Source organism: Pseudomonas sp. HK3 (assembly GCF_052920985.1).
Genome location: NZ_JBREXD010000004.1, coordinates 1 through 15,349, shown reverse-complemented (window position 1 = coordinate 15,349; position 15,349 = coordinate 1). Strand labels below are relative to the sequence as shown.

At 42.2% G+C, this 15,349-nt stretch carries 13 protein-coding genes and 1 pseudogene; 7 read left to right on the top strand and 7 right to left on the bottom strand.

The window, feature by feature from the left end; genetic code table 11:
* Window positions 1-3: 3 nt before the first annotated feature.
* The 4 genes and pseudogenes from ACU6U9_RS22625 to ACU6U9_RS22610 form a co-directional block, all read left to right on the top strand.
* Window positions 4-216: pseudogene (locus tag ACU6U9_RS22625) on the top strand (ATP-dependent Clp protease ATP-binding subunit ClpX); the annotation flags it as partial.
* Between the two features lie 112 nt (window positions 217-328).
* The gene (lon, locus tag ACU6U9_RS22620; RefSeq protein WP_446736086.1) at window positions 329-2,719 is read left to right on the top strand and encodes an endopeptidase La; all 2,391 of its coding nucleotides are present in this window, start codon (window positions 329-331) and stop codon (window positions 2,717-2,719) included.
* A 136-nt stretch (window positions 2,720-2,855) separates the two neighbouring features.
* A complete protein-coding gene (locus ACU6U9_RS22615) occupies window positions 2,856-3,128 on the top strand; it encodes an HU family DNA-binding protein (RefSeq protein WP_446736087.1) in 273 nt (90 codons plus the stop codon).
* Between the two features lie 110 nt (window positions 3,129-3,238).
* Window positions 3,239-5,077, top strand: coding sequence for a SurA N-terminal domain-containing protein (locus tag ACU6U9_RS22610; protein WP_446736088.1), 1,839 nt, complete (start codon window positions 3,239-3,241; stop codon window positions 5,075-5,077).
* Window positions 5,078-5,140: 63 nt separating this feature from the next.
* Here ACU6U9_RS22610 and ACU6U9_RS22605 read toward each other — a convergent pair whose 3' ends face one another.
* From ACU6U9_RS22605 to ACU6U9_RS22575, 7 genes are all read right to left on the bottom strand, one after another.
* On the bottom strand, window positions 5,141-5,938 hold the full coding sequence (locus tag ACU6U9_RS22605; RefSeq protein ID WP_446736089.1) for an enoyl-ACP reductase FabI: 798 nt from the start codon (window positions 5,936-5,938) through the stop codon (window positions 5,141-5,143).
* Complete coding sequence (locus ACU6U9_RS22600) at window positions 5,926-6,936, bottom strand: ABC transporter ATP-binding protein (RefSeq protein ID WP_446736090.1); 1,011 nt, start codon at window positions 6,934-6,936, stop codon at window positions 5,926-5,928. The genes ACU6U9_RS22605 and ACU6U9_RS22600 overlap by 13 nt, the downstream gene beginning before the upstream one ends.
* Before the next feature lies 1 nt (window position 6,937).
* Window positions 6,938-7,918: an ABC transporter ATP-binding protein gene (locus ACU6U9_RS22595; protein ID WP_446736091.1), complete on the bottom strand. Its 981-nt coding sequence runs from the start codon at window positions 7,916-7,918 to the stop codon at window positions 6,938-6,940.
* Window positions 7,915-9,720, bottom strand: coding sequence for an extracellular solute-binding protein (locus ACU6U9_RS22590; protein ID WP_446737219.1), 1,806 nt, complete (start codon window positions 9,718-9,720; stop codon window positions 7,915-7,917). The genes ACU6U9_RS22595 and ACU6U9_RS22590 overlap by 4 nt, the downstream gene beginning before the upstream one ends.
* A gap of 10 nt (window positions 9,721-9,730) precedes the next feature.
* Window positions 9,731-10,774: an ABC transporter permease gene (locus ACU6U9_RS22585; protein ID WP_446736094.1), complete on the bottom strand. Its 1,044-nt coding sequence runs from the start codon at window positions 10,772-10,774 to the stop codon at window positions 9,731-9,733.
* Window positions 10,774-11,802 (bottom strand): ABC transporter permease subunit, encoded by a 1,029-nt coding sequence (locus ACU6U9_RS22580; RefSeq protein ID WP_446736095.1) that lies wholly within the window; start codon window positions 11,800-11,802, stop codon window positions 10,774-10,776. Before ACU6U9_RS22580 ends, ACU6U9_RS22585 begins: the two co-directional genes overlap by 1 nt.
* Before the next feature lie 67 nt (window positions 11,803-11,869).
* Window positions 11,870-13,468: a LysM peptidoglycan-binding domain-containing protein gene (locus ACU6U9_RS22575; RefSeq protein WP_446736096.1), complete on the bottom strand. Its 1,599-nt coding sequence runs from the start codon at window positions 13,466-13,468 to the stop codon at window positions 11,870-11,872.
* A gap of 103 nt (window positions 13,469-13,571) precedes the next feature.
* Here ACU6U9_RS22575 and ACU6U9_RS22570 point away from each other — a divergent pair, with 103 nt between their 5' ends.
* The 3 genes from ACU6U9_RS22570 to dnaQ form a co-directional block, all read left to right on the top strand.
* Window positions 13,572-14,279, top strand: coding sequence for a class I SAM-dependent methyltransferase (locus ACU6U9_RS22570; RefSeq protein WP_446736097.1), 708 nt, complete (start codon window positions 13,572-13,574; stop codon window positions 14,277-14,279).
* On the top strand, window positions 14,263-14,721 hold the full coding sequence (gene rnhA / locus ACU6U9_RS22565; protein WP_446736098.1) for a ribonuclease HI: 459 nt from the start codon (window positions 14,263-14,265) through the stop codon (window positions 14,719-14,721). The genes ACU6U9_RS22570 and rnhA overlap by 17 nt, the downstream gene beginning before the upstream one ends.
* A partial coding sequence (dnaQ, locus tag ACU6U9_RS22560; RefSeq protein ID WP_446737218.1) for a DNA polymerase III subunit epsilon occupies window positions 14,709-15,349 on the top strand: 641 nt, incomplete at its 3' end. The genes rnhA and dnaQ, both read left to right, overlap by 13 nt.

Sequence of the window (15,349 nt, the reverse complement as noted above, 5' to 3'; positions counted from 1 at the left end):
GGCACTGTTGCAAATAAAGCAATGGAGCGTAAAACAGGTGCTCGTGGTTTGAGGTCTATCATGGAAGGCATTTTGTTGGATAGCATGTACAAAATTCCATCAGAAGATCATGTTTCAAAAGTCGTCATTGATGATGCTGTAATTAATGGTGATAACGAGCCATTGTTTATTTATGAATCAACAGAGAGCGCAAAAGTTGCCCCTGATGATGCATAACGTTAACTAAGGGGCCAATTGGCCCCTTTTTTTATGTTTTGGCCTTGTATTCTATTTGTTTTATCCCCATCTTAAACCTATGTTCAGTGCACCGCTAAGCACAAGGTAATTTATGACAACAGAAACTCTTCCAGTACTGCCTCTTCGTGATGTAGTTGTTTACCCTCATATGGTCATTCCTTTATTTGTTGGCCGCGATAAGTCTATTAAGGCTTTAGAGTCAGCAATGGAGGGAAGTAAAAAAATTCTCTTAGTTGCACAAAAAAATGCAACGACAGACGAGCCTGAAGCTGCAGATATATATAATGTAGGAACCGTGGCGACTGTTTTGCAACTTTTGAAGTTACCAGATGGCACCGTTAAAGTTTTAGTTGAAGGTTTACATCGCTGTGAAGTAACCGACTTTAAAGAAATCGATGATTTTTATCAGGCTGATTCATCACACCTTGAAATTGAAGCGATTGCAGAGCGTGAAGAATCTGTTTTAGTAAAAGCCGTGATTCAGCAATTTGATCAGTTTGTTCAAATGAGCAAAAAGGTGCCGAGTGAAGTATTGGCGTCGATTGAAAGCATAGAAGAAGCTGGTCGCCTAGCTGATACCATTACAGCCCACTTGGCATTAAAGTTAGATGAGAAACAAGCTATTTTAGAAATGGTTTCTGAGCGTGATCGTTTAGAGCATTTAATGGCGTTGATTGAATCAGAAGTTGATTTGCTTGATATAGAGAAACGCATTCGCGGTCGCGTTAAAAAGCAGATGGAAAAAAGTCAGCGCGAATATTATTTGAATGAGCAAATGAAAGCCATTCAAAAAGAATTAGGCGACATGGATGACGTGCCTAATGAGCTTGAAGATTTGCAAAATAAAATTACTGAATCGGGCATGCCAAAAGATGCAAAAGACAAAGCCGATTCAGAATTAAATAAATTAAAAATGATGTCACCAATGTCAGCCGAAGCCTCAGTGGTTCGCGGATATTTAGATTGGATGATTGGCGTCCCTTGGAAAAACAAAAGTAAAACACGCAGTAATATTGAACTAGCTGATGAAATTTTAAACGAAGATCACTTTGGTTTAGATGAAGTTAAAGAACGTATCCTTGAATATTTAGCGGTTCAAAAGCGTGTTAAAAAGTCTACCGGTAATATTCTGTGTTTAGTTGGGCCACCGGGTGTGGGTAAGACATCCCTTGGTCGTTCTATTGCTAAAGCGACGAATCGTAAATATGTGCGCATGGCATTGGGCGGTGTTCGCGATGAAGCTGAAATTCGTGGTCATCGTCGTACCTATATTGGTTCTATGCCGGGTAAGCTAATTCAAAAAATTAACAAAGTAGGGGTGAAGAATCCTCTTTTCTTGTTAGATGAAATAGATAAAATGGGTATGGATCATCGTGGTGATCCTGCTAGTGCATTATTAGAGGTGCTGGACCCAGAGCAAAACAGTACATTCAGTGATCATTACCTTGAGGTTGATTTCGATTTATCCGAAGTAATGTTTGTGTGTACCGCTAATAGTATGAATATTCCTGCCCCACTATTGGATCGTATGGAAATCATTCGAATTCCAGGTTATACCGAAGACGAAAAAGTTAGTATCTGTGAGCGCTATTTATTGCCTAAGCAAATGAAAAGCAATGGCGTGAAAGAATCTGAATTGACGTTATCACAAGAGAGTTTGCGCCATGTTGTGCGTCATTACACCAAAGAAGCTGGTGTGCGTGGACTTGAGCGTCAAATGGCCAAAATATGCCGTAAAGTTGTCAAAGAAAATGTGATGGCAAAAGGTAAAGAGCTGAATAGTGAAATAAAGCCTGAGCAAATCGAAGATTATCTTGGTGTGCAAAAATTCCGTTATGGTTTAGCAGAAGAAGATCACCAAGTTGGTCAAGTAACAGGTTTGGCTTGGACTTCTGTAGGTGGTGAAATTTTAACCATTGAGTCGGCTATTTCAATGGGTAAGGGGCGCGTTGTAAAAACTGGCTCCTTGGGTGATGTCATGCAAGAGTCTATACAAGCGGCTTTAACCGTTGTGAAGAGTCGCTCTGAAGGCCTTGGGCTTCCAATAGACTTCTTTGAAACTCATGACCTTCACATTCACGTCCCAGAGGGCGCTACACCAAAAGACGGCCCGAGTGCTGGAGTTGGTATGGTAACGGCTCTAATGTCTGTTATAACGAACACAGAAGTGCGTTCTGATGTGGCTATGACAGGTGAAGTGACTTTGCGTGGTAAAGTACTCGCAATTGGTGGCTTAAAAGAGAAATTACTCGCGGCACACCGCGGTGGAATTAAAACGGTTTTAATTCCAGAAGAAAATGAGCGAGACTTAAAAGAAATTCCTGACAATATCAAACAAGAGCTAGAAATCATCCCTGTTAAGTGGGTTGACGAAGTGCTTGATGTTGCATTAACGGGCAATCTTGAAAAAAATGTTGCTTCAGTTATTGAAAAGGAAGCCGCAACCCAGCAAAATCAGCAGGGTCGATTGAGTACTCATTAATATAAAAAACTAACTAAGCGGTTGACACTCGGCTTAGCGCTGGTATACCTTTCAGCGTTCTATCTAGGTCTATGCTACAGCGCTTAGCGATACCAGTTTACATCTATAATAACCAATTTTGGTAAAGGGGATACGTGTGAATAAATCTGAATTAATTGATGCAATTGCTGCTTCAGCAGACATTCCAAAAGCAGCCGCAGGCCGCGCTTTGGATGCAACTGTTGATGCAATTACAAATGCATTAAAAGAAGGCGATCAAGTGGTTCTTGTTGGTTTTGGTACTTTTGCGGTTAAAGAACGTGCTGCTCGTACCGGCCGTAACCCACAAACAGGTGAGCCAATTCAAATTGCGGCTGCTAAAGTGCCAGGCTTCAAGCCAGGTAAAGCATTGAAAGATGCCGTAAACTAAGATATCCAATAATAACGCAAGTTGTTATGTGAATATGATAAAAGGCGCATCTCCTTGGTGCGCTTTTTTGTTATCTAGTAAGAAGAATTCTAAGAAAGGTTGATTGTTCCATGCTGCAGGCTATTCGTGATGGTTCAAAAGGTGTTGCTGCTAAAATTATAGTAGGTTTAATAATTTTAACGTTTGCGCTATTTGGTATTGAAAGTATTGTTGCTTTAGGTGGTGGCGAAGATGCACCGGCTGAAGTAAATGGTGAAGAAATTACTGAGTATCAGGTCCAGCAAATGGTTGAGATGCAGAAACGTCGCTTTCAGGCACAATTTGGTGAAAACTTTGATCCATCTATGATCAAAGATGAAATGTTGAGAGAGTCAGCGGTTGAGAGCTTGATTAACGAAACATTATTCAAGCAAGCGGCGACTAAATCTGGAGTGTACTTCTCAGATGCGGCAATCGACCAAATCATCCTACAATCGCCTGAGTTTCAAGTTGGCGGTCAGTTTAATCGAGATAGCTACGATTTAGCATTACGCAGTGCAGGTTTCACTCGTAGCACGTACCGTGAATTACTACGTACCTCTTTATCGACTCAGCAAGCGCAGAATGCTTGGCAGGGTACCAGTTTTGCAACACCATTTGAGGCGAAGTTAGCCGCTAAACTTGAGTCACAAGAGCGTAATTTCTCTTATGTTGAATTCTTGTTGGCTGATGCAAAAAAATCAATCCAAGTTTCTGATGACGATATTGCGAAGCACTATGAAGAGAATACCGCTCAGTTTATGACGCAAGATAAGGTCAGCATTAATTATGTCGAATTGAAGCGCGATAGCTTAGCTAAGAATGTTTCGATTGATGAAGATGAAGTTGCAGAGCGTTATAGTGAAATGGAAGCTCAAGCAGCAAGCAAAAAAGAATTCAGAGCAGCGCACATCTTATTGTTATCAAATGATGAAGCGGCTCAAAAAATCATGACAGAAATTAAGGGCAAGTTAGCTTCTGGGCAATCATTCGAAGAATTGGCTAAAGAATATTCAGAAGATGATACGTCTAAATTTGCTGGTGGTGATTTAGGGTTTGCAACTGATGAAATTTATGAAGATGCTTTTGCACAAACCCTTACAAGTCTTGAAAAAGAACAAGTATCTGAAGTAGTTGAAACACGTGATGGTTTGCATTTAATAAAACTATTAGACGTGCGCCAACCTGAAGTTGCGTCTTTTGCTGAGCTTAAAGATTCAATTGCAACAAGTCTTCGTCAAGAAGCGGTACAGGTTGAATATTTAGAAGCACTTGAAACACTAAAAGACGAAGCGTTCTCGTCTAACAGTATCGATGCACCAGCTCAGTCATTGGGTCTTACGGTTAAGTCTGAAGGTCCATTCTCAGAAGCGGGTGGCAAAGGTGTTGCTGCAAATCGTGAAGTCGTTATGGCGGCATTCTCAGATGTTGTTTTAAACGAAGGCACCAACAGTGAAGTGATTGAATTAAATGATGGCCATGCTGTTGTTGTTCATTTAAATGAATTCATAGAATCAACGGCTAAGCCTTTAGCTGACGTAAGCGCACAAATTAAGGAGCAGCTCACAAACCGTAAAGCAACTGAACAAGTTGAAGAGCAAGCCAAGCAAGCGTTAGCCAATGCAAATGCTGGTGAGTTCACAGGGTCTTGGGTATCAGTTAACAATAAAACTCGTCAGTTTACGGGTGTGGATGCGAAGGTTGTTACAGCAGCGTTTGCTTTGCCATTCAATGAAGACAAGCCGTCATTTGAACTCGTTAGCACCAGTGGCGGTAATCAGGTTTTACTTCGTTTAGATAGCATTAAGCGTGATGTTGAAGTGGCACAAAGTGATGATGAGCTTCAAAAAGTAAGTCGTGCTAAGTCATACAATGAATACAAAGCGTTTTACCAGTATCAGCTTGATAGTGCTGATATTGATAAAAACTAATTAGTGATTCTGCACTCATAAAAAAAGGGCCTCTAGGCCCTTTTTTTATGAGTGCTATTTTGATTATTCTTGCTCAAGCATTTCTGCTGATGATATAGCGCAGGTATTAAACCCTGCATCTACGTACATAATCTCACCTGTGATGCCGCTTGATAAGTCTGACGCTAAAAACATGGCAGTATTGCCCACTTCATCAATGGTGACATTACGGCGTAAAGGTGCACGTTGTGCATTGTCTTTGAGCATTTTCCTAAAGCTTTTGATCCCTGAGGCAGCAAGCGTTCGAATAGGGCCAGCACTGATCGCATTTACGCGAATGCCGCTAGGGCCCAAGTTACTTGCTAAGTAGCGTACTCCGGCTTCAAGGCTCGCTTTAGCCATACCCATGACATTGTAGTTAGGCAGTGTTTGAGTTGAGCCGTGATAAGTTAGCGTTAAAACCGATGCTGTTTCACTGAGTGTGTCTTTGAATGCAGACGTTAACGCAATGAAGCTATAACTGCTGATGTCATGGGCAATTTTAAAGCCCTCCCGTGTGGACACATCGACCATATCGCCTTCTAGTTCGTGCCCAGGGGCATAACCAACAGAATGAACGAGTACATCTAATGTTGACCAGTGTTGGCACACGCTTGTTTTTAAATCGTTTATTTCGACATCGCTAGCGACATCACATGGAAAAACAAGGCTGCTGCCAAATTCTTCAGCGAAACCTTCGACGCGGCTTTTTAACTTTTCGTTTTGATAAGTGAAGGCCAATTGCGCACCTTGCTCATGAAAACTTTTTGCTATGCCATAGGCGATGGATTTTTTACTGGCAATACCGACAATTAATGCGGTTTTTCCACTTAGTAGTCCCATGGTGACTCCCAATTTTCAAAAGATTGCTGATGATAGTGGCAAGCCACTTGGTGGTCTTGACTGTCTGTAACGATTAATTGTGGTCTTGTATTGTGGCAGTCTGATTTCACCTCTGGGCAGCGAGTATTAAAGTGGCAGCCTGGTGGTGGTGAAACGGGGGAGGGAAGCTCCCCTGAAATTCTTCTCTTTTTTCTTTTTGAATTAGGGTCCGGTGTGGGAATGGCATCTAGCAAAAATTGCGTATAAGGATGTCGCGGTGCTTTAAAAAGCGTTTCGCTGTCTGCAGATTCAACAATGGAGCCTAAGTACATGACGCTAATTCGATCCGATATATGCTTAACTACGGCTAAATCGTGAGCAATAAATAAAATAGCCAAATTCATTTCACGCTGTAGGTCGATTAACAGGTTTATAATCTGTGATTGAACCGACACATCAAGTGCAGACACCGGCTCATCACAAATTAACAGTTCGGGTTCGAGTGCAATTGCACGAGCGATGCCGATGCGCTGACGTTGTCCACCAGAAAATTCATGGGGGTATTTATTTATAGCGTGCTCAGGCATGCCCACACGTGCAAGTAACAGCTTTACTTTTTCGGCTCGCTCTTGAGCGTTTAGTTTTGTGTGAATAACAAATGGTTCTTCCAGCGTGCTACCAATGGTATGTCTTGGGTTTAATGACTCATAAGGGTCTTGAAAAACATATTGGACTTTGGGGCGAAGTGGGCGAAGTTGTCTTTGGCTTAACTCGGTTAGATTGGTTTGCTTGAAATGTATTTCACCTGTGGTTGGTTCATACAATCGAGCAATGGTTTTTGCCAGTGTGCTTTTTCCGCAGCCAGACTCGCCAACAATCCCAAGTGTCTCCCCTGGTTTGATGTATAAGTCTACATTATCAACGGCACGTAATTGCTGTTTAGGCTTAAACCAATTCGATTTGCCTGTTGGGAAAAATTTAGATAAACCTTTAACGGTTAATACATGCTCTTGTGGCATATTAAATCTCTTGCCAGTGAAGGCAGTTTACAAATGTGTCGCCTTGCTGATGAATAAATGAGTGGTCGAGTGTTTTGCAGTTATCTTGTTTATATTGGCATCGATTATAAAAGCGACAACCTTGTGGCATGTTTTGCAGAGTTGGTACTTGGCCTTCTATTGTGTTGAGTCGGCTTTTACTGGGTTGATCGAGTTTGGGAATCGAGTTCAAAAGTCCTTTTGTGTAAGGATGTTTAGGGTTTTTGAATAATTCTTTGACGCTGCATTTTTCTGCAACACGTCCAGCGTACATCACCACCACATCATCACAGAGTTCAGCAATCACTCCAAGATCATGGGTAATAAATAGAATGCCCATGCCATACTCTTGTTGCAGTGATTGCATTAAATCTAATATTTGCGCTTGAATGGTTACGTCTAAGGCTGTGGTAGGTTCGTCAGCAATTAATAAGTCAGGTTTGCAGGCAAGCGCCATTGCAATCATGACACGCTGACGCATACCCCCTGATAATTGGTGAGGGTATTCCGTGATGCGTTTGCTTGCGTCAGGAATGCCGACCTTATCAAGCACCTCAATCGTTTCTTGTAGCATTTGTTTTTTGCTTAAATCAGGCCGGTGTAGCTCAAATACTTCTAATATTTGCTTGCCAATGGCTTTAACAGGGTTGAGGGCTGTCATCGGTTCCTGAAAAATCATAGCAATCCGATTGCCACGAATTTTTTGTAATGCTTTAGGGGCTAAATCTGACAGTGATTGTTCTTTAAAAGAAATGTGCCCTGATCGAATGCGGCCTGCTGGCTGAGGCAGTAATTTCATAATAGCAAGTGATGTAACACTCTTGCCGCACCCGGACTCACCCACCAATCCCAATGTTTTACCTTGATGGACGTCAAAGCTCACATGATCCAATACATTGAGTGTACCTTGTTCCGTTTCAAACTCGACACAAAGATTATCAACACTTAATAATGGCTTGTTCATGGTGTGCTAGCTCGATATTGCTCGAACATTTTATTGACAACCGGGTATTGTGTTTTACTTTTACGGGCGGTTTTGGTTTCTATTTTAATTGCGCTATCAATCCAGAAAAGCCCGCCGTTTGAAAACGCAGAGTAGAGCGTGTCACTTGTTTTAGTGCCAGGAATTTTAGGGAATTTAATCCAGCGCCAGTGTGCGCCTCGTGTATAGGGTACTTTAAAGTCCGGGATAAATGCGGCTGAATCATGAATCATTTGCTGAATATTTTGAGCCAGTTTCATACGGCTATTTTTGTTTGTTTCACTGCGGTATTGCATGATTTTTTCATCAAGCTCGGGTGAATCCATATTGGTGACGTTGTTTGTTTGTGGCTTGTGGGCGTTCTCGCTGTGAAAATGCTGCCAATATGCAGGGCGGAAACTTGTGCTCCAAGCTAAAGAGGTTATTTGATGTTGCTTTTGCATGATGGTCTTATAATGCGACGAGGAATCTTGCAGGACCAAATTTAATTCAATGCCCGCCTTAAGTGCGTCTTGTTTTAAAATCGACCAACGCTCACTGTGCTCTTTGCGCCCATAAGATAAATCAAGACTTAACCGCTGGCCGTTATTGATTCGGATGCCATCGCCACCGCGTGCTTGCCATTCACTGCTGTCCAAAAGCTCATTGGCTTTATCTAAGTTAAACTTACGCGCTTTGATTGTATTATTAGAATATTCACCGTAACCCGTATGAAATGCTTGTAAGCGTTCATAGTCACCGCGCAATACAGTGTTGATGACTTTGTCAAAATTAAGAGCGTAATTAAGGGCTAAACGAATGGTTTTATCTTTTAATATTGGGTGATCTTGATTTAGAAAAAAACCAGAGCTTGAGCGTGGGGCATCATTGAAGAAAAAATATTTTTCAAGAAACCCTTTGTCATACAGCATTCCTTTGGCCTTGTTGTGCCAAAATTCAGGTTGAATGAGTGCGAATGTATCTAAATTACCTTTTTCAAAGTGGCTATAAGCAATGTTTACATCGCGTATAACTTTTATTACAACTTTGTCGACATTGAAGCGGCCTAGATTAAATCGATAATCTTTTGCCCACCAGTTTTGCTTGCGAGTAAATTCGACTTCTTTGCCTTTTTTCATCTTGCTGATTTGATAGGGGCCAGTATTAGGTACGATTTTCCAATTATGATCTTTGACCCATGTTTCATTGATGGCTTTATAAAAATGCTTGGGTGTAGGGCCGATAGCGTAATAGTAGTGAAGATCTTCTTGAGGGTGTGCAACAGCGCCCGTGATGGATATGGTGTGATTGTCGTATTTTTTCACATCAATAATTTCTTTGGTGTAATAATTGTTATACCAAGGTGCGTTGATGTGAGGTGAGCGCATAAATTCTAATGTGAATAAAAAATCATCGGCCGTAACGGGTTGGCCGTCACTCCATTTTGCTGCAGGGTCTAGCTTGTAGAAAACCGTCTTACCATCGCTGCCATAGGCCCATGATTGAGCCAGTTGAGGAATGATTTCCTGCGTGTTTGGGTGCATCCCAACAAGCCCTAATTGGTTGGCGTTAATGTGGTTACGAAATCCGCTGTTTGAATCAGGCCCGACGGTTCTAAGTGTGGGGGGAAAGGAGAGCATAAATGTTGTAAATACACCGCCTTTTAATGCTTTAGGTTCAGCCCATGGCGCAGAAGTATCGTTTATGAGCCACTTTAAGTCAGTGGGCAGTGTGTTACTTTGTGCGAATAAATGATGGCTTGCCAGTAAGCAGCAAAGAATGAAAACGCTTTTTATTATTTTCATGATTTGTTTCTCAACTAAAGTAGGAATATTTTTTAGGATCAAAGGCTTCTCTAACGGCCTCACCAACAAATGTAACCAGTGTTAATACAATGGTAAGGGCAATGACTGCAGAAGCCGCAATCCATTGGTAATCTAAATTATTAGTGCCTTGTTGGAGTAATTCTCCCCAACTTGGAGTAGGTGCTGGCAAGCCAAAGCCAAGATAATCTAAGCTGGTAAGTGCCGTGATGCCACCAACAACTGAAAAAGGAAAAAACGTAATTAAAATTGAAACGGAATTAGGCAAAATGTGCTTAAACATGACGCGCCAGTTCGAAGCGCCAATTGATCGTGCAGCCAATACATATTCGCGTGTATTTTCTCGATAGGTTTCTGTGCGCATATACCAAGTCAAACCCATCCAGCTGAACGCGCCTAGCATAAGAGCAAGTGTCCAGAAACTGGGAGTAATAATCGACGCGACAATCATGATGATGTATAGAATAGGGACATTGGATAAAATTTCTATTACCCGCTGAAAAACAAGATCAAAGGCGCCGCCTAAAAATCCCATGAGCGCGCCGATAAAAATGCCAATTAAATAAGTAATAACCAGTAGAAACAGCGAAAATAAAATGGCAATTCTAAAGCCATAAACAATGCGCGATAAAATATCACGACCAGCCATGTCTGTGCCTAGGTAATGTTTGTGTTCAGCTGAGGGTGAATAAGGCGGGTACTCGCCTTCAATAAAATGATTCTCAAACGGATTGTACGGAACAAGGGCGTTTACCATCCAGTTTCCAGCGTCGGGGTTTTCGGTGAAATGCTGGTTAAGTTCTCGATAATTGGTTTCCCAACTGTAATCAAGGCCAAATGTGCTGCCTGGTAGTATGTCTCCATAGCTTGGAAAGTAGAGTGTGTCGTTGTAGTGAATAATGACAGGGCGATTATTAACCCAAATCTCAGCAAATAAACTGGCAACGATTAATATGCAAATCACTATAAAAGAGTAATAGCCGCGTTTTATGGATTTAAAGCGTTGCCATCTGCGTTTAGCTTGAGGAGAAAACATTATTTACTCTCCCCGAAACGAATTCTAGGGTCTGCCCATGCCACACATATATCACTGAGTATATTGCCAATTAAATACAGTACCGCTGATATGACCAGAATTCCCATTACCACAGGGTAATCTCTTTCGACTAATGCTTCATAGCCAAGCAGGCCAATGCCATCAATGTTAAATATTTTCTCAATTAAAAATGATCCGCCCAATATCACACCAATGTTTTGGCCAAAGTGTGTGGCCAAGGGAATCAAGCTGTTTCTTAATGCGTGGCGTTTCACTGCTTGTTTAAAGCTAAAGCCTTTTGCAGTGGCTGTGCGCACATAATCGGCGGCTAGGTTTTCCATTAATGCGTTTTTCATCATAAATGTCATGACAGCAAGTGATCCCATCATGTAGGCAACAAGCGGTAATGCGGCGTGATTGAAAACGTCTTTCATTTGTTCCCAGGTGGATAAATATTCAAATTCGTCGCTGACAAATCCACCCAGTGGAAACCATTCAAGATGAACCGCAAAATAAGCAATACACGCAATGCCAATCACATAACCGGGCACGGCATAACTGATAAATATAAATGCAGATGAAACATGGTCAAAGGGTGTGCCGTGTTTGATGGCTTTTAGAATACCTAAAGGAATGCATATCAAATAGGTGAGTATCATGGTGGTCACACCATAAAAAATCGAAATAGGCAGGCGATCTTTAATGCTATCCCAAACGGGTTCGCCGTATCGTGTGGACTCACCTAAATCAAGCGTAAGGATTTTCCAGAGCCAGTCAAAATAGCTCGTGATTATGGGTTTATCGAAACCATAATACGCTTTAAGTTGATCGAGTTGGTCTTCACTGAGGCTTTGGGAGCCGAAGCCATTCGCACTTGATGAAGTTGCAGAATTTGAAAATTGAGCTTCGGCAAGCATGCGCTCTATTGGCCCGCCTGGTACTAGGCGAGTTAACGTAAATACTAATAATGTAATCCCGATAAAGGTCGGAATAATTAGCAACAACCGCTGTAAAAAGTAGCTTTGCATGCTCGATTCTTATTGTTATGAGTAAGGATAAGTTAACAGATCCCTTGTACTAAGACAAAGACGCAAATTAGCCAGACTGTGTGACATCAACATATAAAATCAGTTCATCGCCCGGTTGCAGATATTTTCTGTTTTTAATCTGATTCCAGCGCTGTATGTCTTTTACATTTACATTAAATTTATTGGCAATCCTATGCAGGCTGTCACCATTGCGTACTCGATAGCGCACTTTACGAATGATTTCTCGGTTTTGCTTGCCCCAACCATTTTCTGTTTTAGACCAGATGATTAATTTCTGGCCAGGCATTAGCGGATCTTTAGGGGCCATGCCATTCCATTTTGCAATACTTCTCACTGGCACTTTGTGTTGCTTTGATAAGCTCCAAAAGCTATCGCCGTTTTGAACGCGATGGCTAATTTTAGATGTCCCTTTTGGGCCCCTCGCTTTATTCTGTTTTACATTTTTACGATTTTTAGCGCTATAAGTGTAGCTGGATAAATTATTAAAGGCTGTGGGTATGAGCAACATATCGCCAATATGCAGTAAGCTACCTTGAATTGGGTTTACTTGTTTTAGCGCATCAGGTGTTGTGTGGTATTTTTTTGCGATGGAAATTAAAGAATCACCACTGGCAACTTTATAGCGCTGCCACTTAATGCGTTGGTGAGGTTTTATTTCGGCTAATTGTTGTTCGATTTGTTCTTTATTTTCAACAGGAACGAGTATTTCATGGGGCCCATTTGGGCTGGTAGCCCATTGATTATATTGTGGATTTAATTTGTAAATCTCTTCAAGTTCGACGCCCGCCATAATCGCGGCTTGGCTTAAATCCATTTGGCTGCCCGTATTTACAACGGCGAAGTACGGTTTATTCTCGATAAAGGGCAGGGTGATTCCGTGTTTTTCAGGCTCGGCGATTAATTTTGCTAAAGCGATTAGCTTAGGAACGTAATCACGGGTTTCTTTTGGCAGTGAAAGCGACCAAAAGTCAGTAGGGAGGCCTTTGCGCTTGTTTTTACGTATGGCTTTTCTGACGGTACCGGCACCTGAGTTGTAGGCGGCTAATGCCAGCATCCAATCCCCTTTGAATTCACGAGACAGACCTTTTAAAAACGTAAGCGCGCCAATAGTTGATCGACGAATATCACGACGGCCATCGTACCACCAGCTTTGGTTTAAACCATATACATGGCCGGTACTGGGAATAAACTGCCAAACGCCCGCTGCGCGCCCATGGCTGTACGCAAATGGGTCAAATGCGCTTTCAACAACGGGTAAAAGGGCAATCTCACCAGGCATATCACGGACATCAATTTGCTCCATGATGAAGAAAAGATAGCGCTCGGCTCGTAGTGATATTCTGTTTATATAAGATTGATGCTTTTTGAACCAATTTAACTGCGCCGTAATGGGGGCGTTTTCAAGCTCGCTGTCTAATTGGTATTGGTTTCGTACCCTTTGCCATAAATCTAAGTTATCTTGTTCTGTAGCCACTTCTTCGGGCGCGTTATCAGCTGCATTGTCATTGTTTAGAATGTATTCAGATTGCTCAATTAATAAGCTAGGCGCTTGGTAATCTGAGGTTTCGCTGGAATTTGGCTTGATTAAATTACAGGCGCTTAGTATTAAAGAGCCGCCTAATATTAAAATGATACGTGAAAACAATTGGAAATACCGATATGAAAATGAGCGGGCAGTGTATGAATACCACGGTATTGGGTCAAGCTGGGTTTTGTTTAAATGGGTAAGCTGTCTCATGGATTTGAATATGGAAAGTGACTGGCAAGACACAAAAGTGGCCCAGAATCTTTGGGCATTAGAGGTTGAAGCAATCGAGCGAATGATGCCTGACTTGTACGGTCACTATTTATTGCAGCTTAGTGCGTTTAATCAATCCGTCGTGAAATCAACCTCGCTACGCCACCACTTTTTTGCGTCTCATCGTCAAAATAACCAGCTAGTGGTTGATTATGAGGCGCTCCCGTTTAGGGACAATAGCGTCGACTGCGTAGTGGCTCACCATATCTTTGACCGTGGAGCGGCTGCTCACCAGTGCCTGCGTGAAGCTTCGCGAATTGTTGTACCTAATGGCTATTTAGTTATTGTAGGGTTTAACCCATACAGTACTTGGGGGCTCAGTAGGCTTTTATCTCGTTATAGCTTGGCACCAAAAGGCAGTTACATTTCACAATCACGTCTCTTAGATTGGATGACATTACTCGGATTTAGAGTCGAGCAAGTATCTGAGCTTCAATACTTCCCGCCTGTGGTTTTGAGATATTTTCCGAAGGTATCTAAACAGATAGACCGTCTTTTACGCTACATTGGCCTACCAGGGGCTGGTGTGTATGTGCTGCTGGCACGTAAACTGGTTGCAGGAAGAACCCCAATTCGGCCACAATGGCGGGCTTTGGGCGGCCGGCGTATTCCGGTCGCAACCCCGAGTACAAGAGGTATAAGTGTCTCAAGTCGTTGAAATATACACAGATGGTGCCTGTAAAGGGAATCCTGGTCCTGGTGGTTGGGGTGCATGGCTGCGGTTTGGCAGCAAAGAGAAGGAGTTATTCGGTGGTGAATTTGATACCACGAATAACCGTATGGAGCTCATGGCGGCTATCGCGAGTCTAGAGCTTCTAACGCGCCCATGTCAGGTTGAGCTCACCACAGATAGTGAATACCTAAGAAAAGGCGTGCTCGAATGGATGACAAACTGGAAAAAAAGAGGCTGGAAGACGGCCGCTAAACAGCCAGTAAAAAACCAAGATTTATGGATGCGCTTAGATAAGGCCATCGCCACTCATACCATTAATTGGCATTGGGTTAAGGGGCATTCAGGGCATGAAGGAAATGAGCGAGCTGATCAATTAGCCAACAAAGGCGTTGAACAGTTACTAAAAGGTGCATCATGCGACAAATAGTTTTAGATACTGAAACGACGGGCATCGGCGAAGGCCATAAGATCATCGAAATTGGTTGCGTCGAGATAATCAATCGCAAATTCACGGGTAGACACTATCACCAGTATGTTAACCCCCAGCGCTTAGTTGACCCCGAGGCAATGGAAGTTCACGGTATTACCGATGAATTTTTAGTGGATAAGCCTCTTTTTTCAGAAATAGCGGACGATTTTATATCGTTCATTAAAGGTGCACAGCTTGTTATACATAATGCGCCATTTGACGTGGGGTTCATGGATCGTGAATTTGGAAATTTAAGCGGTTATCCAAAGACGATTGATATTTGCACGGTTTTGGATACGCTAAAGCTTGCAAGGCAGATGCACCCTGGTCAACGTAATAGCTTAGATGCACTATGTCGTCGTTACGGAATTGATAATAGCCATCGTGAATTACACGGCGCATTACTCGATTCTGAAATCCTAGCGGACGTCTATTTGTTAATGACCGGTGGTCAAACCGCTTTGACATTAGACAGCCAGGAGGATAAAAATGATCAGCCTTCAGAACAAGAAATTCTGAAGAGCTTGGTGGTCGATCCTTCAATTGCAGCTAATTTGCCAATTTATGGCACAAGCGCTGATGAACT

Coding starts and splice junctions, on each gene's coding strand:
- ACU6U9_RS22570 (WP_446736097.1), top strand. CDS start 13,572: ATGGAAAGTGACTGGCAAGACACAAAAGTGGCCCAGAATCTTTGGGCA.
- ACU6U9_RS22605 (WP_446736089.1), bottom strand. CDS start 5,938: ATGGGACTACTAAGTGGAAAAACCGCATTAATTGTCGGTATTGCCAGT.
- ACU6U9_RS22580 (WP_446736095.1), bottom strand. CDS start 11,802: ATGCAAAGCTACTTTTTACAGCGGTTGTTGCTAATTATTCCGACCTTT.
- lon (WP_446736086.1), top strand. CDS start 329: ATGACAACAGAAACTCTTCCAGTACTGCCTCTTCGTGATGTAGTTGTT.
- ACU6U9_RS22590 (WP_446737219.1), bottom strand. CDS start 9,720: ATGAAAATAATAAAAAGCGTTTTCATTCTTTGCTGCTTACTGGCAAGC.
- ACU6U9_RS22585 (WP_446736094.1), bottom strand. CDS start 10,774: ATGTTTTCTCCTCAAGCTAAACGCAGATGGCAACGCTTTAAATCCATA.
- ACU6U9_RS22610 (WP_446736088.1), top strand. CDS start 3,239: ATGCTGCAGGCTATTCGTGATGGTTCAAAAGGTGTTGCTGCTAAAATT.
- ACU6U9_RS22595 (WP_446736091.1), bottom strand. CDS start 7,918: ATGAACAAGCCATTATTAAGTGTTGATAATCTTTGTGTCGAGTTTGAA.
- ACU6U9_RS22600 (WP_446736090.1), bottom strand. CDS start 6,936: ATGCCACAAGAGCATGTATTAACCGTTAAAGGTTTATCTAAATTTTTC.